General features: G+C 75.1%; 15 protein-coding genes. 14 read left to right on the top strand and 1 reads right to left on the bottom strand.

Going from position 1 to position 21914, the window contains the following annotated elements:
- The 12 genes from mmuM to argF all read left to right on the top strand — a co-directional run.
- On the top strand, window positions 1-727 hold a 727-nt coding region (mmuM, locus tag RKE29_RS02580; protein ID WP_312003340.1), incomplete at its 5' end, for a homocysteine S-methyltransferase.
- A 248-nt stretch (window positions 728-975) separates the two neighbouring features.
- Window positions 976-1587, top strand: coding sequence for a hypothetical protein (locus RKE29_RS02575; RefSeq protein ID WP_312003339.1), 612 nt, complete (start codon window positions 976-978; stop codon window positions 1585-1587).
- Between the two features lie 23 nt (window positions 1588-1610).
- Window positions 1611-2453, top strand: a complete 843-nt coding sequence (locus RKE29_RS02570; RefSeq protein ID WP_312003338.1) for a transporter substrate-binding domain-containing protein — start codon at window positions 1611-1613, stop codon at window positions 2451-2453.
- 275 nt (window positions 2454-2728) lie between these two features.
- Complete coding sequence (locus RKE29_RS02565) at window positions 2729-5194, top strand: molybdopterin oxidoreductase family protein (RefSeq protein WP_312003337.1); 2466 nt, start codon at window positions 2729-2731, stop codon at window positions 5192-5194.
- 47 nt (window positions 5195-5241) lie between these two features.
- A complete protein-coding gene (locus tag RKE29_RS02560; RefSeq protein WP_312003336.1) occupies window positions 5242-5718 on the top strand; it encodes a hypothetical protein in 477 nt (158 codons plus the stop codon).
- A gap of 77 nt (window positions 5719-5795) precedes the next feature.
- Complete coding sequence (locus RKE29_RS02555) at window positions 5796-7310, top strand: 3' terminal RNA ribose 2'-O-methyltransferase Hen1 (RefSeq protein ID WP_312003335.1); 1515 nt, start codon at window positions 5796-5798, stop codon at window positions 7308-7310.
- Window positions 7307-9946: a polynucleotide kinase-phosphatase gene (locus RKE29_RS02550; protein ID WP_312003334.1), complete on the top strand. Its 2640-nt coding sequence runs from the start codon at window positions 7307-7309 to the stop codon at window positions 9944-9946. The genes RKE29_RS02555 and RKE29_RS02550 overlap by 4 nt, the downstream gene beginning before the upstream one ends.
- A gap of 250 nt (window positions 9947-10196) precedes the next feature.
- The gene (locus RKE29_RS02545; protein ID WP_312003333.1) at window positions 10197-10883 is read left to right on the top strand and encodes a Crp/Fnr family transcriptional regulator; all 687 of its coding nucleotides are present in this window, start codon (window positions 10197-10199) and stop codon (window positions 10881-10883) included.
- 471 nt (window positions 10884-11354) lie between these two features.
- Window positions 11355-13421, top strand: coding sequence for a hypothetical protein (locus RKE29_RS02540; protein WP_312003332.1), 2067 nt, complete (start codon window positions 11355-11357; stop codon window positions 13419-13421).
- Window positions 13422-13515: 94 nt separating this feature from the next.
- On the top strand, window positions 13516-14382 hold the full coding sequence (locus RKE29_RS02535; protein WP_312003331.1) for a hypothetical protein: 867 nt from the start codon (window positions 13516-13518) through the stop codon (window positions 14380-14382).
- A 254-nt stretch (window positions 14383-14636) separates the two neighbouring features.
- A complete protein-coding gene (locus RKE29_RS02530) occupies window positions 14637-15863 on the top strand; it encodes an arginine deiminase (RefSeq protein WP_312003330.1) in 1227 nt (408 codons plus the stop codon).
- Window positions 15864-15997: 134 nt separating this feature from the next.
- Complete coding sequence (gene argF, locus RKE29_RS02525; RefSeq protein WP_312003329.1) at window positions 15998-16999, top strand: ornithine carbamoyltransferase; 1002 nt, start codon at window positions 15998-16000, stop codon at window positions 16997-16999.
- On the opposite strand, the gene RKE29_RS02520 is transcribed toward argF, so the two are convergent.
- Window positions 16965-17432 carry an ATP-binding protein gene (locus RKE29_RS02520; protein ID WP_312003328.1) on the bottom strand — a complete coding sequence of 156 codons (468 nt, stop codon included), beginning with the start codon at window positions 17430-17432 and terminating at the stop codon, window positions 16965-16967. The genes argF and RKE29_RS02520 overlap by 35 nt on opposite strands.
- A 751-nt stretch (window positions 17433-18183) precedes the next feature.
- Between RKE29_RS02520 and RKE29_RS02515 the strand changes: the two genes are divergently transcribed.
- Complete coding sequence (locus RKE29_RS02515) at window positions 18184-18618, top strand: hypothetical protein (protein WP_312003327.1); 435 nt, start codon at window positions 18184-18186, stop codon at window positions 18616-18618.
- A 424-nt stretch (window positions 18619-19042) separates the two neighbouring features.
- A complete protein-coding gene (locus RKE29_RS02510) occupies window positions 19043-21859 on the top strand; it encodes a hypothetical protein (RefSeq protein ID WP_312003326.1) in 2817 nt (938 codons plus the stop codon).
- The last annotated feature ends 55 nt before the right edge of the window (window positions 21860-21914 follow it).

Below are 21914 nucleotides of genomic sequence, written 5' to 3'. Positions count from 1 at the left end.
GGTGCTGATCACCGGCAGCTACCAGGCGACGTACGAGGGCTTCGCGCGGCGCGGGATCGGGGCCGGAGAAGCCACGCGGCTGCTGCGGCGCAGTGTGGAGCTGGCGCGTCGCGTCGCCGAGCAGGCACAGGCGGCCGGGGAAGGCGTGTGGGTGGCGGCGTCCGTGGGGCCGTACGGGGCGATGCTCGCAGACGGCAGCGAGTACCGGGGGCGGTACGGGCTGACCGTGGCCGAGCTGGAGCGGTTCCACCGGCCGCGCGTCGAAGCGCTGGCGGCGGCCGGGCCGGACGTGCTGGCGCTGGAGACCGTGCCGGACACCGACGAGGCGCGGGCGCTGCTGCGTGCTGTCGACGGGTGCGGGGTGCCCGTGTGGCTGTCGTACAGCGTCGCCGGGGACCGGACCCGGGCCGGGCAGCCCCTGCGCGACGCCTTCGCGCTCGCCGCCGGGAACGACCAGGTGATCGCCGTCGGCGTCAACTGCTGCGAGCCCGCCGACGCCGACCGGGCCGTCGAGACCGCCGCCGAGGTCACCGGCAAGCCCGTCGTCGTCTACCCCAACAGCGGGGAGGGCTGGGACGCCGCCGGACGGCACTGGCGCGGGCCCGCGACGTTCGACCCGGCCCGGGTGGCCGACTGGCAGGCGGCGGGCGCACGGCTGGTCGGCGGGTGCTGCCGGGTGGGGCCGGACCGTATCGCTCAGCTCGCCGCTGCCGTGGGACCGCGGTGAAGGGAGAGGGTTCAGCTGGGGTGCCTGGCCCGAGTCCCCGGGCCCGCAGCCTGCGGCCGTTTCCCTTCGGTGACCGGCTGGCAGGGACTTTCGCGAGGGGCGGGACGAGCCGTATCCTCGTCCTCCGCCTTGGCGACGACCATGGGGGAAGTGTGTCTGCGGAGGGGAATCCGTCCTCGTTAGACCGGTTGAGGACGCGGGTTGCGCGGTGGCGACGCGTCTTGCTCGGCTGGTTACCGAGCGACACGATGCTGCTGACCCTGACGATCTTCACCATCTGTCTGGTCATCGTCGGGTCCGCGTCGATGTGGGCGTGGTTGGCGGATGACCCCGCCACGCCCTTCGCGACCGCGACCGGCATGCTGGCCTTCGTCGGAGTGCTTCTGGCGCCAGTCCGGGGCGTCGACGAGCCGCCCTGGCCGCGGAGCACCCTCCTCGCTCTGCCGACCGCCATCGCACTGGTCGGGCTGACCGCTTTGATCGTCCGGCATCACGAGAACCATAGGCCGATCGACATCACCAACAAGATCAAGATGGTGGGCGCCGACGGTCTCACGAACGGGGGAACGGCGACGGCGACCTTTCATGTCGACGACTCGCGCCCTTGGCTGCGTATCACCTTCCAGGTGGCCGACCACAGGCCCGAACTGCCCGACTGCCATTCCTCGCCGCACAACAAGCTGACGGTGAGGAGCACGAAGGCGAACGGCCAGCAGGACACGTTCAGGACGTCGCCCGGCCGCTCCGTGGACATCGGTCTCGGTCCTGGACTCCACGACGGAAAGCTCGCCGTGGAGCTCGAAACCGAGACGAATTGCGAGCTGGATATTTCGGTCGAAAAAGGCATTCTCCACGACTAGTGAGGACAGGGAACCGATACTGAATGACCATCGCTTGGGGACGCCGCATCGGGGCAGTAGTCGTCTCCGTCCTGCTGCTGGCGGCTACGGCATGCGGTGATGGCGGACCGCGGACCATGCTCACCGGAACAGTCAATATCGGCGGAAAGAGTGACCAGCCGGGCTTCAACCTGCACTCCAGGCACTCGGACAGCGGATTCGAAGTCGATCTGATTCACTATCTGGGGGAGGAGCTCAATTTCACTCCGCAGATCACCGATGTGACGTCATCCCATCGTGAGGAGAGCCTGAAAAACGGCAAAAACAAGCTCGTCATCGCCACGTACTCGATCACCGATGATCGGAAGGAAGATATGGACTTCGTCGGGCCCTATCTGAGCACGAGCCAAGGGATGCTGGTCCGGGAAGAATCTAAAATCCATGGCCTGGCGGATATCACCGCCGAAAAGTCGATCTGTACGGGCGAAGGGTCGACGTCGGCCAGTGCGCACCTGTTGCCGGGGAACCTTCAGCCTTACGAGCAGCCCGACTTCAGCACCTGCGTATCAGACCTGCTGAACAAGCAAGCGGATGCCGTTTTCACCGACAAGGTGATCCTCTACGGTTATGCCCAGGTGCATAAAAGCTTGCGTGTCGTGCGGGACCTCTCCTTCGGCAGCGCCAACCGTTACGGGATAGGGCTGGCGAAGGGGCACATGAATGACTGCAAAGCACTGGTGCGCGCGCTGCGTAATTTTCTCAACGAAAAGTGGTCAGCGTACTTCAAGAACCAGTTCGAGTCGATCGTCGAGGCGTTTCCCGACTGGGAGAACAGGTTCAAGCCCAGTGTGGACGAACTGAACCAGTACTCCTCCTGCCCCGTGTAATCCGGGGCGAGGCGCGGCCGGTCTCCCCGCGAGGCGCCTGCCGTTTTCGCTCGGGCCACTCGTGTAGGGGCGTCGGCCTTCGGAGGGGAGGGGGCCGGCTCCCTTTCCGGGGCCCGTACGAGTGGTGGACGGCTGGCCCCGTGGGCGGGTCCCACAGGTGGTGGCGGGAAAGGCTCATGATCGTACCGGATGCCCTCCTCTTCCGGTCCGTCCGACTGACATCGCTCGGAGAGGACAGTCGCAGGTTGTCCGCCGGGATGTAAGGAGGCATTCACATGGCGCGCAGGGATCGGATCGCCGAGCCGTGGGGGGCCCGGACGCCGTACGGGCCCGGCGAGCCCTGGCCGGTGCGGGTCGACTCGCACCTGGCCCCCGGCGTCACTGCCGACCAGGTCGACCGGTGGGTGCCGACCGCGTCGGTGCTGCACTCCAACGGCGACGCCATGGACGTCGCCGTCAGGGGCGGCCGCGTCGTCGGGGTGCGCGGCAGTGCCCGGGACCGGGTCAACCGGGGGCGGCTGGGGCCGAAGGACCTGTTCGGCTGGCAGGCGAACGCCTCGCCGGACCGGCTCACCCGCCCGCTGGTCCGGGACGGCGGCGGGCGGCTGGTGGAGACCGGCTGGGACACCGCGATGGGCCGCGTCGTGGCCCGCACCCGGGAGCTGCTGGCCGAGCGGGGGCCCTCGGCGATCGGCTTCTACACCAGCGGGCAGCTGTTCCTGGAGGAGTACTACACGCTGGCCGTCATCGCGCGCGGCGGCATCGGCACCAACCACCTCGACGGCAACACCCGGCTGTGCACGGCCACGGCCGCGGCGGCCCTGAAGGAGTCGTTCGGCTGCGACGGCCAGCCCGGTTCGTACGCCGACATCGACCACGCCGACGTCATCGCCTGCTTCGGCCACAACATGGCCGAGACGCAGGACGTGCTGTGGAGCCGGGTCCTGGACCGGCTCGCCGGGCCGCGCCCGCCCGCGCTGATCTGCGTCGACCCCCGGCCCACCCCGGTCGCGCGGGCCGCGACCGTGCACCTGGCGCCGAGGCCCGGCACGAACGTGGCGCTGATGAACGGCCTGCTGCACGAGATCGTCACCAACGGCTGGACCGACCGGGCCTACCTCGACGCGCACACCGTCGGCTTCGAGGAGCTGGAGAAGACCGTCAAGGACTACCCGCCCGAGCGCGCCGCCCGCATCTGCGGGGTTTCAACGGCGGCGATCGCAGAAGCGGCCAGAATTCTCGGTGGCGCCGAACGGCTGCTGTCCACCGTCCTCCAGGGCTTCTACCAGTCCCACCAGGCCACCGCCGCCGCCGTACAGGTCAACAACCTGCACCTGGTCCGCGGCATGCTCGGCCGCCCCGGCCGCGGCGTGCTCCAGATGAACGGCCAGCCCACCGCGCAGAACACCCGGGAGTGCGGCGCCGACGGCGACCTGCCGGGCTTCCGCAACTGGGCCAACGACGCGCACGTCGCCGACCTGGCCCGGATCTGGAACGTCGAGCCCGACCGCATCCCGCACTACGGGCCGCCCACCCACGCCATGCGCATGCTGCGGTACGCGGAGGAGGGTTCGATCCGCATGCTGTGGGTGTCCGGCACCAACCCGGCCGTGTCCCTGCCGGAGCTGGGCCGCGTCCGGTCCGTCCTGGCCCAGGAGCGGCTGTTCCTGGTCGTACAGGACCTGTTCCCGACCGAGACCGCCCAGCTCGCCGATGTCGTCCTGCCCGCCGCGGGCTGGCTGGAGAAGACCGGCACGTTCACCAACGCCGACCGCACCGTGCACCTGTCCGAGAAGGCCGTGGAACCGCCCGGCGAGGCCCGCGCGGACCTGGACGTCTTCCTGGACTACGCGGCGCGCCTGGACCTGCGGGACAAGGACGGCGGGCCGCTGGTGACCTGGCACGACCCCCGGTCGGCCTTCGCCGCCTGGCAGGAGTGCAGCCGCGGCCGCCCCTGCGACTACACCGGCCTGACCTACGACCTGCTGCGCGAGCGCGGCGGCGTCCAGTGGCCGTGCGACGCGGACCACCCGGACGGCACGGAGCGGCTGTACGCGGACGGCCGGTTCCCCAGCCGCCCCGACGACTGCGAAGCGTACGGCCGCGACCTGGTCACCGGCGCGCCCCTGGAGCCCGTCGAGTACCGCGCCCTGAACCCGGACGGCAGGGCCGTCATTAAGGCCGCCGCCTACCTGCCGCCCCACGAGCGGCCCAGCGACGACTACCCCCTGCTGCTGACCACCGGCCGCACCCTCTACCACTTCCACACCCGCACCAGGACCGCCCGCGCCCCGCAGCTCCAAGCCGCCGCGCCCGAGGTGTGGGCCGAGCTGTCCGCGCCGGACGCGGCGGAGGCCGGGGTCACCGAGGGCGACCTGGTCGAGATCGCCACGCCCCGCGGCAGCGTGCGCGCGGCCGCCCGGATCACCGGCATCCGCGAGGGCGTGGTCTTCCTGCCCTTCCACTACGGCTACTGGGACACCGACGCCGGACACCGGCCCGACGGCGCCCCGCGCGCGGCCAACGAACTCACCCTCACCGACTGGGACCCCGCCTCCAAGCAGCCCCTGTACAAGACCGCCGCCGCGCGCGTGCGGCTCCTCGCCCGCCGCCCCGCCCCGGCCCCGGCGCCCACCACGGCCGCCTCGGCGCCGCTGGCCGAGGGAGTCCCGCCGACCCGGGGCGGGGCGGCGGCCGAGGCCGACGAGGCCCCGGCGCCCACCGAGCCGCCCACCGCCTAGCCCGACCACCCAGCCTGTAGAAGTCACCGCCCGTAGGGAGCCGCGCCATGAGCATCGGACCGGTCCTGCGCGACCTGCACCGCGACGAGGAGGCGCTCGCCCGCCACCTGCTGGCTGTCGCCGAACGGCACCGCGCCGACCACGAGGTACACCACCTCGCCCGCGACCTGGCCGCCTGGTCCCGCCGCCACGCGCGTGCGCTCACCGACGCCGGATCCCGTTACGGCGTGACGGACTGGGACGACGGCGGCCACCACGACGGCAGCCACCACGACGGCGGCGAGAGCGGCGGCGGCCACGGCACCGACGGCGACGGCCTGGCGCTCCTGCGCGACCTGCGCAAGGTCTGCGCCGACGCCTCCGCGGTGTCGGTGGACTGGGTGCTGCTGGGCCAGGCCGCCCAGGCGACCCACGACGCCGCCCTGCTGGCCCTGGTCCAGGACTGCCACCCGGAGACCCTGCGCCAGATCCGCTGGGCCGGCGCCGTGCTGAAGGAGTCCGGCCCGCAGATCCTGGCAGGCTGACCCGCCGTCAGCGAGCCGCCCGGCCACCAGCCAAAATCGGTACCGGCCGGGCCGGGCCCGCTGTGATACTCGCTCGTGTGTTCCTGACTGTCACCGCCACCGGCACCCCCGACCGACCCGCCACCGACCTCGGGTTCCTGCTGCACAAGCACCCCGACAAGGCACAGGCGTTCGCCACCTCCTACGGCACCGCGCACGTCGTCTACCCCGAGGCGGCGCCCGAGCGCTGCACCGCGGCGCTGCTGCTGGAGGTGGACCCGGTGGCGCTGGTGCGGCGCGGCAAGGGCAGGGGGCGCGGCGGCGCGCCCGACTCGGCGCTGGCGCAGTACGTCAACGACCGGCCGTACGCGGCGTCCTCGCTGCTGGCCGTCGCGCTCGGCACGGTGTTCTCCAGCGCGCTGAAGGGCCAGTGCGCGGCGCGCCCCGAGCTGCCCGGCCGGGCCCTGCCGCTGCGGGTGGAGGTGCCCGCGCTGCCCGCGCGCGGCGGACCCGACCTGGTGCGGCGGCTGTTCGAGCCGCTGGGGTGGGCGGTGGCGGCGGACGTGGTGCCGCTGGACGAGGAGTTCCCCGAGTGGGGCGACTCGCGGTACGTACGGCTGGTGCTGGCGGGCGAGGCGCGGCTGGCCGACGCGCTGCGGCACCTGTACGTGCTGCTGCCGGTGCTGGACGACGCCAAGCACTACTGGGTGGCGCCCGACGAGGTCGACAAGCTGCTGCGCTCCGGCGAGGGCTGGCTGGAGGGCCACCCCGAGCGGAAGCTGATCACCAGCCGCTACCTGGCCCGGCGCGGCGGCCTGACCCGCGACGCGCTGGAGCGGCTGGAGCTGGCGCGGCTGGCCGAGGCCGACGACGCCGAGCCCGAGGAGCTGGACAACGCCGTGGACGAGGCGGCGGACACCGAGGAGCGGCCCGTTCCGCTGGCCGTGCGGCGGCGCGAGGCGGTCCTCGCCGCGCTGCGCGCGTGCGGCGCCTCCCGTGTGCTCGACCTCGGCTGCGGCCAGGGCCAGCTGGTGGGCGCGCTGCTGAAGGAGCCGCGGTTCACCGAGGTGGTGGGCGTCGACGTGTCGGTGCGCGCGCTGAGCGAGGCGGCGCGGCGGCTGCGCCTGGACCGCCTGCCGGAGCGGCAGACGGCCCGCGTGAAGCTGCTCCAGGGCTCCCTGGCGTACACCGACGCGCGCCTGAAGGGGTACGACGCGGCCGTGCTCAGCGAGGTCGTGGAGCACGTGGACCCGCCGCGGCTGCCCGCCCTGGCGTACGCGGTGTTCGGCGCGGCCCGGCCCCGTACGGTCGTGGTCACCACGCCCAACGCCGAGTACAACGTGCGCTGGCCGAGCCTGCCCGCCGGGCACGTGCGCCACCCCGACCACCGCTTCGAGTGGACGCGCGAGGAGTTCCGCGCGTGGGCCGCCGAGGCCGCCGGGCGGTACGGGTACGAGGTGGCCTTCCAGGGCGTCGGACCCGACGACCCCGAGGTCGGCGCGCCCACCCAGCTCGCCCTGTTCACCCTGTCCGGCGGCGACGGCCGCCCGGACGGCGCCCGTACAGACGCCCGTTCCGACCGGCGTACGACCGCGCAGGAGGCGGCCGCGTGACCACCACCGACACCACCGCCCCGGCCCGCCGCCTGGGCATACCCGACCTGTGCCTCGTCGTGCTCGTGGGCACCACCGGCAGCGGCAAGTCGACGTTCGCCCGCCGCCACTTCCTGCCCACCCAGGTGGTCTCCTCCGACGTCTGCCGCGGCCTGGTCAGCGACGACGAGAACGACCAGAGCGCCACCCCGGACGCCTTCGACGTGCTCCACTACATCGCGGGCAAGCGGCTGGCGGCCGGGCGGCTGACCGTCGTGGACGCCACCAACGTGCAGCCCGAGGCCCGCCGCCACCTCGTCGCGCTCGCCCGCGAGCACGACGTGCTGCCGGTCGCGGTCGTCCTCGACATGCCCGAGGAGGTGTGCGCCGCGCGCAACGCGCGCCGTCCCGACCGCGCCGGCCTGCCCCCGCACGTGCTGCCGCGCCAGCGCCGCGAGCTGCGCCGCTCGCTGCGGCACCTGGAGCGGGAGGGCTTCCGCACGGTGCACGTGCTGCGCGGCGAGGCGGAGGCCGAGACCGCAGGCGTCGTCCTGGAGCGCCGCTACAACGACCTGCGGCACCTGGCCGGCCCGTTCGACATCGTCGGCGACGTGCACGGCTGCCGCGCCGAGCTGGAGGCGCTGCTGGCCCGGCTGGGGTACGTGCTCACGCGCGACGAGGCCGGGCGGGCGGTCGGCGCCGCCCACCCCGAGGGCCGCACGGCCGTGCTCGTCGGCGACCTGGTCGACCGCGGGCCCGACACGCCCGGCGTGCTGCGCCTGGTCATGGGCATGGTCGCGGACGGCTCGGCGCTGTGCGTCCCCGGCAACCACGAGAACAAGCTCGGCCGCTTCCTCAAGGGCCGCAAGGTCCAGCACACGCACGGCCTGGCCGAGTCGATCGAGCAGCTGGAGAAGGAGGAGGGCGCCGACCCCGGCTTCGGGGACCGGGTGCGCGCGTTCGTCGACGGGCTGGTCAGCCACTACGTGCTGGACGGCGGCGCGCTCGTGGTCTGCCACGCCGGCCTGCCCGAGAAATACCACGGCCGCACCTCCGGCCGGGTCCGCTCGCACGCGCTGTACGGCGACACGACCGGCGAGACGGACGAGTTCGGGCTGCCCGTGCGCTACCCGTGGGCCGAGGACTACCGCGGCCGGGCCGCCGTCGTCTACGGCCACACGCCCGTACCGACGGCGAGCTGGCTCAACAACACCCTGTGCCTGGACACCGGCTGCGTCTTCGGCGGCCGGCTGACCGCGCTGCGCTGGCCGGAGCGCGAGATCGTGGACGTGCCCGCCGAGCGCGTCTGGTACGAGCCGGTCAAGCCGCTCGCCCCGCAGGCGCCCGGCGGCGCGGCCGGCCGCCCGCTGGACCTGGCGGACGTGCACGGCCGCCGCGTCGTGGAGACCGCCCACCTGGGCCGCGTCGCGGTCCGCGAGGAGAACGCGGCGGCGGCCCTGGAGGTCATGAGCCGCTTCGCGGTCGCGCCCGAGCTGCTGGCCTACCTGCCGCCGACCATGGCGCCCTGCGTCACCTCCCAGGAGGAGGCCCGCGGCGGAGCCGCTGATGTCGGCTATCTGGAGCACCCGGCCGAGGCGTTCGCCGCGTACCGCGCGGACGGCGTGCGGCAGGTGGTGTGCGAGGAGAAGCACATGGGCTCCCGCGCGGTGGTCCTGGTGTGCCGCGACGAGGCCGTCGCGCGCGAGCGCTTCGGCGCTGCCGGCGGCGTGACCGGCGCCGTGCACACCCGCACCGGGCGGCCGTTCTTCGACGACCCGGCCACCACCGAGCACCTGCTGGCCCGGCTGCGCGACAGCGTGGCGGGCGCCGGCCTGTGGGAGGAGCTGGACACCGACTGGCTGCTGCTGGACGGCGAGCTGATGCCCTGGTCGCTGAAGGCGGGCGGCCTGCTGCGCCACCAGTACGCGGCCGTGGGCGCCGCCTCCCGCGCGGCCTTCCCCGGCGCGCTCGCCGCGCTGGAGAGCGCCGCCGGGCGTGGCGTGGACGTGGCCGGGCTGCTGGAGCGGCAGCGCGCGCGGGCCGCCGACGCGGCCGCCTTCACCGCCGCCTACCGCCGCTACTGCTGGCGCACCGGCGAGGCAGTCGGCGAGCCGCTGGACGGCGTGCGCCTCGCGCCGTTCCAGCTGCTCGCGGTGCGCGGCCGCAGCCTCGCCGGAGTGCCGCACGACCAGCAGCTCGCGCTCATCGACCGGCTCGTGGCGCACGACGCGCGGCGGGCGCGTCCGCTGCTGGCTCCCACCGGCCGGGTGTACGTCGACACCGGCGACGAGGCGTCGGTCGCCGAGGGCGTGCGCTGGTGGCTGGAGCTGACCGGCGCGGGCGGCGAGGGCATGGTCGTCAAGCCGCTGGAGCCGCTGACGCGGACCGAGGGCGGCCGGCTGGTGCAGCCGGGCGTGAAGTGCCGCGGGCGGGAGTACCTGCGCATCGTGTACGGCCCGGAGTACACCCGCCCGGAGCACCTCGACCGGCTGCGGCAGCGGCACCTCGGCCACAAGCGCTCGCTCGCCCTGCGCGAGTACGCGCTGGGCGTGGAGGCCCTGGACCGGCTGGCGGCCGGCGAGCCGCTGTGGCGCGTACACGAGGCGGTGTTCGCGGTGCTCGCGCTGGAGTCGGAGCCGGTGGACCCGCGCCTGTAGGCACGGCCCGGCCCCTTGCGGCCCCGGGCTCCGGACGGTCCGCCGCCCGGGGCCCGGGGCCTTCGCACCCCCACCCCACGTGCACCATTGACGGGCCTGGACCTACTCTCTACCGTTGCGTCACTCTCAGTGGCCGGGCCGGGACCCGGCGACGGCCGCCACCCTCGCCGGCCGCCGCCGGCCGCCGACGGCCGCGGACAACAGAAGAGACGGAAGACGCCGGGCCGGGACGACCAGTGGGAAGGGCGTGATGGGTCTCTTCGACAGCGGCAGGCCCTTCCTCCAGGCGCTGCCCGGCGAGGACCGGCGCGCGCTGCTCGCGCTCGGCGTCCCCCGGGCGTACGAGCCGGGTGAGGCCGTGATGCGCGAGCACGACGCCACGTCCTTCGTGGCCGCGATACTCGCCGGCTGGGCCGCCGTCTCGGTGGAGACCGAGCGCGGCGTCCGCCTGATCCTGGCGCTGCGCGGCGTGGGCGAGGTCGTCGGCGACCAGGCGGCCATAGACCACCGGCCGCGCAGCGCCACCGTCACCGCGCTCGGCCCGCTCCAGACGGTGGTCGTACCCGGCGACCGGTTCCGCGCGTACCTGGCCGTACGGCCCGCCGCGACCGTACTGATCATGCGTCAGTTCAGCTCCCGGCTGCGCGCCTCGGACGGGGAGCGGCGGGCGCTGGCCTCCGAGCGGGTGCTCCAGCGGCTGTCCGCCCGCCTGGTCGAACTCGCCGAGCGCACCGGCCGCCCGGTCGAGGGCGAGGGCGTCGTCGTCGACCTGCCGCTGCCCCAGCAGGACATCGCCGCCGCCGTGGGCTCGACCCGGGAGGCGGTCGCCAAGGCGCTGCGCCTGCTGCGCGACCAGGGCGTGGTGCGTACCGCTCCGCGCCGCTTCGTGGTGTGCGACGTGGAACTGCTGCGGCTGCTGGCCGAGGGCCGGGCCTGAGCGAACCGGCCACGTACGCCCGGACCGGCCCGCGCCCGCGCCGGAGCCACGAGCCCCGTGTGCAAGACGCCGCGGGCCGCTGTGTAAACGGCTACAGCCACCGGCCGCGCGGGCCGGGACGCTGGAGCGCGTGGGCGGTCGGGTCGTGTGCCGCGGGGGAGCACGCGGCCCCACGGCCCGGCGCCGCGGAGCGGCGGCGGGACGGCCCGAGGGGGGAGACCCCGCCGCCCGCTCCGGCCCGCCGGTCTCCCGGACACCGCGGCGGTCCGCCGGCCGGTGCCGCGGCCGGCGTGCGCGGCACGGACCGGGAAGGGCCTGTACGGCGTCGGTCGTACAGGCCCACCGGGCGGTACGGGCGCCGGGCGGTACGCCGCCGACCGCCCGTACCGCCCGGCAGGACCGGACGGTCGGCCGGAACAGCCGTACGGCGGCCATCCAGCGCGGCCACCCAGGGGGAAGGACGGCGAAGCGATGAGCGGACCGGAGGACGGCCGGGAGCCGGCGGCGGAGCGGACGAGCCGGCTGGCGGTCCCCGACTGCGGCCCGCTGGCCGAAGCGGGCACCGCCCACCTCGCCCGCGAGGCCCGCGCCAGCCTGTACGCCGCCGGTACGGGCGCCGGGACCGGCGCCGAAACGGGCGCGGCGGACGACCCCGCCGGCCCGGGACCGGGCCCGCGGGCCGAGGGCCCGGTCCCGGCCGAGGAGCTGGCCCGGCTGCGCCGCGTCTACCGGAAGCCGGCCGGTCACGACGCCCTGCGGGACCGCCTCGCCGCCGCCCGCGCCCTCGCGCTGTGCGGCGACCACGGCACCGGCCGCGCCGCGACCGCGCTCACCCTGCTCGGCGAGCTGGCCGGGGGCCGGGTGCGGCGCCTGGCCCTGAGCACCGCCCGCGTCACGCCCGACAGCGGCGCGGTCGACAAGGGCCACGGCTACTTGCTGGAGGTCCCCGCCGACGCGCTGCGCGCCGGGCCCGAGCGCCACCTGGACCTGCTGCGCGCCCTGTTCACCGAGCGGGAGGGGTACGCGGTCGTGCTCGTCGCCGACGAGGAGACCGCCGACCGGCTGCTGCGCGACCGCCGCCACGCGGCCGCCCACCAGCCGCCGCCCGCCCACGACGTCCTCCAGGCCCACCTGGCCGACCTGCTGGCCGGGGAACCGGAGGCCCTGGCCGCCGCCCGGCGCACCGCCGCCCGCGCCGACCTGTGGCACGCCGTCGGCCTGGACGAGCCGCGTCCCGGCGAGGCGGCGTGGCTGGCCGGCCGGCTGGCCGCGCACGCCCGCGGCCGGCTGACCGACGCGGAGCTGCTGGACGCCTGCCGGAGCCTGGCGCCCCGGCAGGCGCGCGCGTGGCTGGCGGGCGCCGACTGCCCGGCCGCGCTGCCCGACGCCCTGCCCGCGCTGCGCGCGACGGCCCTGCGCGTGGCGCTCGCCGTCTTCAACGGCGCGCCCCACAGCGTCGCCGCCGAGGCCGCCGAGCTGCTGACCTGGGAGCTGGCCGTCGCGCTCGACCCCCAGTACGCGCCGGGACGCGCGCTGTTCGGCCCGCCCGACGCGGCCCGCCTTGCCGCCGCGCGCGCGACGGCCGGCACCGGCGCCGCCGACCTCGGCGACGCGGCCGTGCCGGTACGCGTGGCCCGCTACCGGGGCCGGCTGCTGGCGCCCGCGGTGCTGTCCGAGCTGTGGGACGGCCACCACAACCTCCGCGCGCCGGTCGCCCGCTGGCTGCGCGAGCTGTGCGACGACCCGCGCCCGCAGGTGTGGGTGCGGGCCGCGGCGGCCGCGGGCGCGCTGTGCGCCCGCGACCTCCTGTACGGCCTGACCGAGCTGCTGCTGCCGCTGGCCCGTGCCGGGAGCCCGGTGCGGCGGCCGGCCGCGGCCACCGCCGTCGCCGAGGCGGCCCGCGACCCCGGCGTGCGCCCCGCCGTGGCCGCCCTGCTGCGCGACTGGGCGGCCGCGGGACCGGCCGACGAGCCGCTGCGGCTGACGGCCGCACTCGCCCACGGCTACGGGCTGGTGGCCGACTCGGTGCGGGCGGCCCTGGACGAACTGGGCCGGGCCGACTGGCCGGACGGCGGCGCGGCCGCGTCCCTCAGCGTCGCGCGCCTGCTGGCGGGCCCCGAGCCGCGGCCGGTGCTGGCCCGGCTCGGCCAGTGGCTGGGCGAGGAGCAGCCGGGCCTGCGCGAGCTGGCCCTGCTGACCGTGCTGCGCGCCCTGACCCTGCGCGCCTCCCGGCTGTGGGGCGGCTGGGAGACGTCCCTTTGCGAGCCGTACGGCCGCTGGCCGCTGGCCGGTGCCCTGCTGGCCGCGCGGCCGGAGTGCGCCGAGCGGCTGGCCGGCCTGGTGCGGGCCGCGCTGACCTCGCCGCGCTCGGCGGCGGCCGCACAGGAGGCACTGGTCGCCTGGCTGCGGCGGGCCACGGGCGACCAGGCGCAGCTGCGGACGCTGGGCGACTTCCTGCCGCTGCTGACCGGGGAGGCCGGCGGGGCCGCGGGCGGGCGGGCGGCCGCGCGGATACGCGAGGTGCTCGAAACGCTGTGACGGCGTGGGACCCGTCTAAGGCACGGGGCGGACACCGGGGGACACGAGCGAGCGACAGGGGTGCGAGGCGCATGACGAGAGAGGACGGGGAGACATGGACCCGACGGGGGAGCGGACGGGACACCGGGCGCGGCGGCCGGCGGCTGGGGCGCGCACGCTGCGCGAGGCGCTGCGGCGCGGCGGCGGCGCCCTGCCCGAGGCGCTGTGGGAGGCGGACGACGGCGCGCTGCTGGCCGCGCTGGACGAGAGACTGCCGGCCGACCGGGCCGCCCGCGTCGTCGTGGAACTGGTACGGCGCGCGCCCGAGCGCCGCCCGGAGGCGGCCGACGCGGTGTGCGAGCGGGTGCTGACGGCCGGCCTCTACCTGGACGCCGTGAGCGGCCCGTGGCCCGCGGACGGCGGTCCGCCCGGGGACGGCGGCGGCAGGCTGCGGGTGCGCAACGCGGTCCTGCTGTACGAGGGCCTGGTCCGCCCGTACGCGGCGCGCGGCGCGGCCCCGGAGCTGCTGGCGCGGGTGCTGCCCCGGCTGTGGGCCGCGCGCGACGGGGCGGGCCGCGAGGCGGTGCGCCGGATCGTCGGCGGCGGCCCGCCCACGGGCTTCGGCGAACGCGGCTGGAAGGCGCTGTTCACCGGCGCCGACCACGCCGCCTGGACGGCCGGCGCCGACCACGACCACGCGGGCGGGCCGTCCGCGTCGGACCGCGCGTCCGAGTCGGACCACGCGGCCGGGGCGGATCCCGTGGCCGGGGTCGTCCGCGTGCCGTACCGGCCGGCCGTACCGCCTGGCGCGGTCCCGCGGCACGGCGGCCCGGACCGGCCGGCCCCGCGCCGGTCCCCGGGCGGGCCGCGGGGTGACGACGGCGGGTGGATCGACCTCCAGCCCGGCCAGCTGTGGGTGGCGGCGCTGCTGACGGTGATCGCGGTCGCCCTGGTGCTGATCGTGGTGCTCGCGACCCGCTGACGGCCGCGCGCCCCCGGCTGCGGGCTGCGACAGGCGGCGGGCGTCCGGTCCGTACGAGGGGCGGCGGACGCCCGCGTCGGTGGGGCCCGGCCGGGAGGGGAGGGCGCGGCGCCGGCCCGGACCCGGGCCCGTCCCGGGGCACCTGGCCCGCGCGACCCGTCCGACGAGGCGGCACGGGCCAGGGCTCCGCCCCGCCGTACCAGCCCGCCCGCCCCCGGCGTCCGCCTCCGGCCGCCAGGCGCGAAGATGGAGGCATGGGATTCCACGTCGACTCCGAGGCCGGTCGGCTGCGCCGGGTCATCCTGCACCGCCCCGACCTGGAGCTGAAGCGGCTCACACCCACCAACAAGGCGGCACTCCTGTTCGACGACGTGCTGTGGGTGCGCCGGGCCCGCCAGGAGCACGACGGCTTCGCGGACGTGCTGCGCGAGCTGGGTGTCGAGGTGCACCTGTTCGCCGACCTGCTGGCCGAGAGCCTGGAGGTGCCCGCGGCGCGGGATCTGGTGCTCGACCGGGTGTTCGACGAGAAGGAGTACGGGCCGCTGGCCACCGACCACCTGCGCGCGGCCTTCGCCGAGCTGCCGCCCGCCGAGCTGACCGAGGCGCTGGTGGGCGGCATGACCAAGCGGGAGTACCTGGAGTGGCACCCCGAGCCGGTGTCCGTCCGCTTCCACACCATGGAACCGGACGACTTCCTGGTCCACCCGCTGCCGAACCACCTGTTCACGCGGGACGCGTCCGCATGGGTGTACGACGGGGTGTCCATCAACGCCATGCGCTGGCCGGCCCGCTGGCACGAGACGGTGCACTACGAGGCGGTCTACCGCCACCACCCGCTGTTCGCGGGCGGCGGCTTCCACGTCTGGTCGGAGGGGCAGGCCGCCTACCCGTCCACGATCGAGGGCGGCGACGTGCTGGTCATCGGCAACGGCGCGGTGCTGATCGGGATGAGCGAGCGCACCACCCCGCAGGCGGTGGAGATGCTGGCGCGCGGGCTGTTCGCGGCCGGTTCGGCCCGTACGATCGTGGCGCTCGACCTGCCCAAGAGCCGGGCGTTCATGCACCTGGACACGGTGATGACGATGGTCGACGGGGACACCTTCACCCAGTACGCGGGCCTGGGCCAGCTGCGCTCGTACACCATCGAGCCGGGCGCGGAGAGCCAGGAGCTGAAGGTCACCGACCACCCGCCCGAGCACATGCACCGGGCCATCGCGGCGGCGCTCGGCCTGGACTCCGTCCGCGTGCTCACCGCGACGCAGGACGTGCACGCGGCCGAGCGCGAGCAGTGGGACGACGGCTGCAACGTGCTCGCCGTCGAGCCGGGCGTGGTGGTCGCGTACGAGCGGAACTCGACGACCAACACCTACCTGCGCAAGCGCGGTATCGAGGTGATCACCATCCCCGGCAGCGAGCTGGGCCGGGGCCGGGGCGGGCCGCGGTGCATGAGCTGCCCGGTGGAGCGGGACGCCGTCCGGTAGCCGGTAGCCGGTGACCCGTAGCCCTCCGGGTCCTGCGGTCGTATATATGCGGCACTCCGTATACGATTCCATGGTTCGTGCCGCCGGTACGGCCGCCGTCGCGGCCGCCGCCGCTGTGACCTAGGAGCCCCCTCATGGCGTACGACCTGACCGGTCGCCACTTCCTCAAGGAGCTGGACTTCACCGCCGGGGAGTTCCGGCACCTGGTCGGCCTGGCCGCCGAGCTGAAGGCCGCCAAGCGCGCGGGCACCGAGCGGCGGCGGCTCACGGGGCGCAACATCGCCCTGGTGTTCGAGAAGACCTCCACCCGCACCCGCTGCGCCTTCGAGGTCGCCGCCGCCGACCAGGGCGCCTCGACCACGTACCTGGACCCGGCCGGCTCGCAGATCGGGCACAAGGAGTCGGTGAAGGACACCGCGCGCGTGCTGGGCCGCATGTTCGACGCGATCCAGTACCGGGGGCACGGCCAGGAGGTCGTGGAGGAATTGGCCGCGCACGCCGGGGTGCCGGTCTACAACGGGCTCACCGACGAGTGGCACCCGACCCAGATGCTCGCCGACGTGCTGACCATGACCGAGCACGCGGACAAGCCGCTGGACCGCGTCGGGTACGCCTACCTGGGCGACGCCCGGTCCAACATGGGCAACTCCATCCTGGTCACCGGCGCGCTGCTCGGCATGGACGTGCGCATCGTCGCGCCGCGGCCGCTGTGGCCGGACGAGGAGGTCGTCGGCCTGGCACGCGGCCTCGCACAGGACTCCGGCGCCCGGATCACGATCACCGAGGAGGTGGCCGAGGGGGTGCGCGGCGCGGACTTCGTGGCCACCGACGTGTGGGTGTCGATGGGGGAGAGCAAGGAGGTCTGGGACGAGCGGATCGCGCTGCTGCGGCCGTACGCGGTGACGGTGGACACGCTGCGCGCCACCGGCAACGACCGGGTGCGGTTCCTGCACTGCCTGCCCGCCTTCCACGACCTGGGCACGGTCGTGGCCCGGGAGATCCACGACCGGTACGGGCTGACCTCGCTGGAGGTGACGGACGAGGTGTTCGAGTCGGAGCACTCGATCGTCTTCGACCAGGCCGAGAACCGCCTGCACACGATCAAGGCGGTGCTGGTGGCGACGCTGGCAGGGTGAACCACACGACTTTGCCGTGCGCCGTGGCCCGGTAGCCGGAGTCGGCGCTGAGGGTGCGCAGCAGCCGCAGGCCGCGCCCGCGCTCGTTCATCTTCCGCTGCTCCCAGTCGTCCCGCAGGTCCCGGGCGGTGCGGCCCTCGCGGTCGGCGGGCGGGGGCAGGCCGCCGGGCAGCGACGGGTCCGGGTCGTGGACCTCCACCTGCCAGCCGGTGGCCGTGCGCGCCACGATCAGCTTCAGCGGCTCGTCGCCGTCGGTGTGCTGCACGGCGTTGGCGACGAGTTCCGTGGTCAGCAGCTCCGCCGTCTCCCGGTCCACGGCGGCGCCGGTGCGGGACAGGGCGAACCGTACCAGCGCACGGGCCAGGGGGACGGCCGCCGTGGTGTGCGGCAGGGCGAAGCGCCAGTGCGTCGCGGGCGGTGCGGGCTCGGACAACGTGTCGGTCCAGTCGGGCTGCGGGGCCGGCCGGTCACCCGTCGGTGAGCGGGGTGGTCCCTGTGGGTGCATGCTTCCCCTCATTCAACAGTAAAAGGTGCGAAAGGGAGTGTAAGGGGTGGCCGCTGTCGTCGTCGGCCGTACCGGCGTGCGCTCGCGGCGGACCGCCCGCGCCGGAACCCGCTGAGGGCGCGCGGCGGCGCGACACGGGTCGTTTCCGGTCAGCCGCGCGGTGGGGCGCGCGCCGCCGCGCGTCGCGCCGTCGAGGACGCCGCCGCGCGGGGTCGCCGGCGGCGTACGGGCACTCGCGTCCCACCGGCGACAGCGTTCACGGCGGCACCGCCTGTGCCGCCGGGCTCTCGCGGCACTTCCGGTGACCCGTGTAACCCGCGGCCTGCGCAGGGGCGGACTGGGGCGCGCCGGGGGCGAGGCCGGCGATCCAATCGCTTCGACGGGAATTATGACTTTCCGTCAGGCCCGTTCGCGGCGCCGTCCCGGCCTCCGGCCGCGGCCCGTGCACGCGCCCGGCGGGCGACTTCGCGGACGTGTCGGCGGTCCGCTTGTATGTCCGTCGCAGGGACATATTTTATGACCTGATTCCGCGTGGTTCCCGGCCGGTCGGCCCCTGTCGCGGATTTCTCGGAAGTCTTGATTACGCATTGTTTTCCCCGGCTCGGACGGCGGACGCTCGAATTGTTCGGTGCCCCCTTCACCGAACACACTCGACACCCGCACGAAAGAGGAGAGCGAGATGACGCAGGATCTGATCGCCAAGTACAAGCTCAGGCTGGAGGCCCACCGCGTCCCGATGGCCAACGGTTCTCACGAACTGTTGACCTTCGGCGAGGGCAGGATCACCTGCCACGCGGTCTTCATCGAGGTCACCTACCAGTCCCAGATTCTTCCCGACGGCTCGGAGATCGCCACGGTCAACGGCATCCTCCGTGCCAAGAAGAGCTGTGACTTCGCCATTTTCCAGGGCATCCGGTCCTGGCGCTGCGAGCCGTGCAAGAAGCCGCCCCTTCAGCTGTGGCGCGGTGCGGTGGCGGTGCAGAGCCAGTCGCCGAAGTTCGTCGAGCTCAACGCGCGGTCCTTCTGGACGGAGACGAAAATCGTGCCCGAGGGGCCGGTCATCGAGCGCTGGTGGGCCCTGGACGAGGAACTGGAAGTCGAAGAGGACGAGTGACCCCGAAACGCCGGCCGCGCCGCCTTTCGCACGCGTACGGTGCGAAAGGCGGCGCGGCCCGCTTTTCGGGGTCCGGGACATGCCCGTATCGCGGCGGGAAGAATTCCCGCGCCCGGCCCCGGGCCGCCGCACCGCCGCGTCGCGGTGCGGCGGCCCCGGGCCGGTCACCTCTGCCGTCGCCGAACCGCCCTGGCCGCCCTCGTCCCGCGTGACGCCCTCGACCGTACCGTCGCCCTCGACCGCACCGTCCTGGCGGCCTGGCGCGAGGAACCTGACAGAGGGACAGGACACGTGAGGAGTGCGCGGGTCGAGACAACCTGCGGGGCGCAGCCACCGTCCTCCGGTGCGGGACCCTGGCCGTGTTCGGCGCCTGCGGGGTCCTCATGACACGGCCGATCCGAGGCCGATGACGAGGAGGACCACTGTGATCCGTGTCCCGCGCCTGGTGACCGCCGCCGCGGCGGCGGTCATCGCGCTGGCGGTGGGAGCGCCGGGGCCGGCGCACGCGTCGCCGGGATCGGTGCCCGTGCGGCCGTCTGCCGCTTCGCCGCCGCCCGCACCGCCCGGCGGCTCCGACGAGCGGCTTCCGGAGGGCTGGGAGATCTCCGGTACGGGCGCCGGGAGGGAGCTGGTCTGGCACGCCGCGGCCCCGGTGCCCCCCGGGGACGCGCGCGTCGAGTTCCACGCCGGGCACCGGCTGCTGGGCGTGCCGGTGGCCGGAGCGGACCGGCGTACGTTCCGGCTCCGGCTGGGCGGCGCGCGGGTCGGGGCGGCGGCGGGGTTGCAGGTGCGGGCGGGTGGGCGCCGACTGGACGCGGCCGGTTCCGCGCCGCAGGCCCGGCGGCCGGCCGCACCGGTGCGCCCGGCTCCCGCCCTGCCCCCGAACCCGGTCGACCCCGGCCTTCCGGGGCCCTACCGGACCGTCGGCGGGGAGTACGAACTGCCGTCGGAGCCCCTGGCCGGCTACCCCGAACCGCTGGAGATGCGGGCCGCGGTCGTGGGGCCGGCCGATGCGCCGGGCCGCCGGCCGCTGGCGCTCTTCCTGCACGGGCGCCACTCCAGCTGCTACACCCCCGAAGGGCACCGGGCGCGGGAGGCGAGGGAGTCGGAGTGGCCGTGCGCGCCCGGAGACCGGGAGGTGCCGAGCTACCGCGGCTACCTGCACGACCAGCGGCTGCTGGCCTCTCAGGGCTATGTGACGGTGTCGATCTCCGCCAACGCCGTCAACGCCCAGGACTACCTCGACGAGGACGGCGGAGCGCAGGCCCGTTCGTCGCTGGTGCGACTGCACCTCGCCCGCTGGGCGCGGTGGGCGGCCGACCGGGACTCGGCGCCGGCGGCGGTGCGCGCAGTGGCGCGGGCCGACCTCTCCCGGGTACTCCTGGTCGGACACTCCCGGGGCGGGGAGGGGGTCGACCGGGCCGCGTTGGACAGCCTGTCCCGGCCGCCCGCCGGCCAGGACGGGTACCACGGCCCCGTACGGTGGCGTATCCGCGGCACCGTGCTGATAGGCCCCACGCTCTTCGGGCAGAACCCGGCCCCCGACGTACCGTCGGTCACGATACTGCCGGGCTGCGACGGAGACGTCTCCGACCTGCAGGGCGAGCTGTACCTCGACGGCACCCGCGGGGTGAGCCGGGGCGCGGCGCTGCACAGCGCGGTGTACATGACCGGGGCCAACCACAACTTCTTCAACAGCGAGTGGACCCCGGGGCAGGCGCAGGCTCCGGCCGAGGACGACTTCCAGACCGGTGACACGCCCGACGCCGTGTGCACGCCGGGCACGAAGACCCGGTTGACCGCGGCCCAGCAGCAGGCCGCGGGCTCCACGTACATCGCCGCGGCGGCCCGGCTGTTCGTCGCCGGTGACGACCGGGTGCTGCCGCTGCTGGACGGTTCGGGCCGGCGGGCGCCGTCGGCCGATCCCGCGCGGGTGCTCACCCACGCCGTCGGCGGGGGACGCACGCCGGTGGTCGTGCCCGACGACTCCGTCGCCGTGACGGGCGGGCGGCTGTGCGGGCAGGTGGACCGCGACCCGGCCACCGCGTGCCTGCCGCCCGACGGGACCCAGGCGTCGCCGCACTTCACGGCGTGGGAGCCGGCGCCGGAGCCGGGCCGGTACGCGGTGGCGACGCACTGGACGAGGGCGGGGTCCCCGGTGCGGATCCGGCCCGCCCGTCCGGTGTCCGTGGCCGGTGCGCGGGAGCTGGCGCTGCGCGTGATCGTGCCGCCCAACACCGCCGGGACCCGCCTGGACGTCGCCCTCACCGACGCGTCGGGCCACCGGGCGGCCCTCGGCGAGGCCCGCGTCGACGGGCTGCCGGGCACCGAGCGGACCACCTCCTACTGGGCCCGGGAGGTGCGGGTGCCGCTGTCCGCCGCGACCCGCGCCGGGCTGGACCTCCGGCACGTCACGGCCCTGGAGCTGACTCCCCGGAGCCGGTCGGGGCGGGCCTGGCTGATGGACGCCTGGGGATGGCGGCCGGGCGTCCCGGCCGTACGGCCCGCGGCCCTGCCCCGCATCGACATCGGCCGGCAGACCGTCGAGGAGGGCGACTCCGGGACCCGCACCCACCACGTCCCGGTACACGTCACCGGCCCCGGCCACGGCCAGGTCCGGATCTTCCTCTCCGCGCCCGACGCCGACCAGGCCACCTCCCGCGTCGTGACGGTCGGCCCCGGCCATCACGACATCGACGTGCCCATCGAGGTGCGGGGCAACACCCGCTACGGCTACGACGCCTCGTACGACGTGTTCGCCAAGGCCGTACGGGGCACGGTGGTCGGCTCATACCACGGCGGGCTGACCGTCAAGGAGGACGACCCGGTCCCCACGGCCCGCGTGACGCCGGTCGCGGACCGGGTCACCGAGGGGCAGAGCCTGACCTGGCGGGTGACGCTGTCGGAGACGGCCGACACGGACGTGCAGGCGGGTTTCGCCTTCCTGCCGGCCGGCCAGGGCCCGGAGCTGTCCACCACGGACGTCGACAGCACGTGGCTGCGGGACGTCTTCGGTGAAGAACCGACCCCCGCCCGGCCGCTGTCCGCGGTGGGTGAGGAGCCGACCCTGTGGTTCGCGGTCCCCGCCGGCGCGCGGACCGTCGACGTGTCCGTGCCCACGGTCAGGGACCGGGTGAGCGAACCGCCGGAGTCCCTGCGACTGCGGCCCCTCGTCTACGACTGGTCAGGGCAGCCGCACCCGGGACCGGAGTTCACCGGCACGGTGCGCGACGCCGCCTGACGCGGCGCCCGGCCGCAGGACTCCAGGGCGTGCCACCGGTCCGGCCAGGGCCGGT

The organism is Streptomyces sp. B1866 (assembly GCF_031932565.1).
Classification (GTDB): Bacteria; Actinomycetota; Actinomycetes; order Streptomycetales; family Streptomycetaceae; genus Streptomyces.
The sequence above is the reverse complement of the archived record's forward strand: the minus strand, read 5'-3'. Positions and strand labels throughout refer to the sequence as shown.

What these genes read in the sequence shown, in the direction of transcription:
- RKE29_RS02560 (WP_312003336.1), top strand. Translation starts at nt 5,242, where the DNA reads ATGAGCATCGGACCGGTCCTGCGCGACCTGCACCGCGACGAGGAGGCG.
- RKE29_RS02570 (WP_312003338.1), top strand. Translation starts at nt 1,611, where the DNA reads ATGACCATCGCTTGGGGACGCCGCATCGGGGCAGTAGTCGTCTCCGTC.
- RKE29_RS02545 (WP_312003333.1), top strand. Translation starts at nt 10,197, where the DNA reads ATGGGTCTCTTCGACAGCGGCAGGCCCTTCCTCCAGGCGCTGCCCGGC.
- RKE29_RS02535 (WP_312003331.1), top strand. Translation starts at nt 13,516, where the DNA reads ATGGACCCGACGGGGGAGCGGACGGGACACCGGGCGCGGCGGCCGGCG.
- RKE29_RS02530 (WP_312003330.1), top strand. Translation starts at nt 14,637, where the DNA reads ATGGGATTCCACGTCGACTCCGAGGCCGGTCGGCTGCGCCGGGTCATC.
- RKE29_RS02540 (WP_312003332.1), top strand. Translation starts at nt 11,355, where the DNA reads ATGAGCGGACCGGAGGACGGCCGGGAGCCGGCGGCGGAGCGGACGAGC.
- argF (WP_312003329.1), top strand. Translation starts at nt 15,998, where the DNA reads ATGGCGTACGACCTGACCGGTCGCCACTTCCTCAAGGAGCTGGACTTC.
- RKE29_RS02575 (WP_312003339.1), top strand. Translation starts at nt 976, where the DNA reads ATGCTGCTGACCCTGACGATCTTCACCATCTGTCTGGTCATCGTCGGG.
- RKE29_RS02565 (WP_312003337.1), top strand. Translation starts at nt 2,729, where the DNA reads ATGGCGCGCAGGGATCGGATCGCCGAGCCGTGGGGGGCCCGGACGCCG.
- RKE29_RS02515 (WP_312003327.1), top strand. Translation starts at nt 18,184, where the DNA reads ATGACGCAGGATCTGATCGCCAAGTACAAGCTCAGGCTGGAGGCCCAC.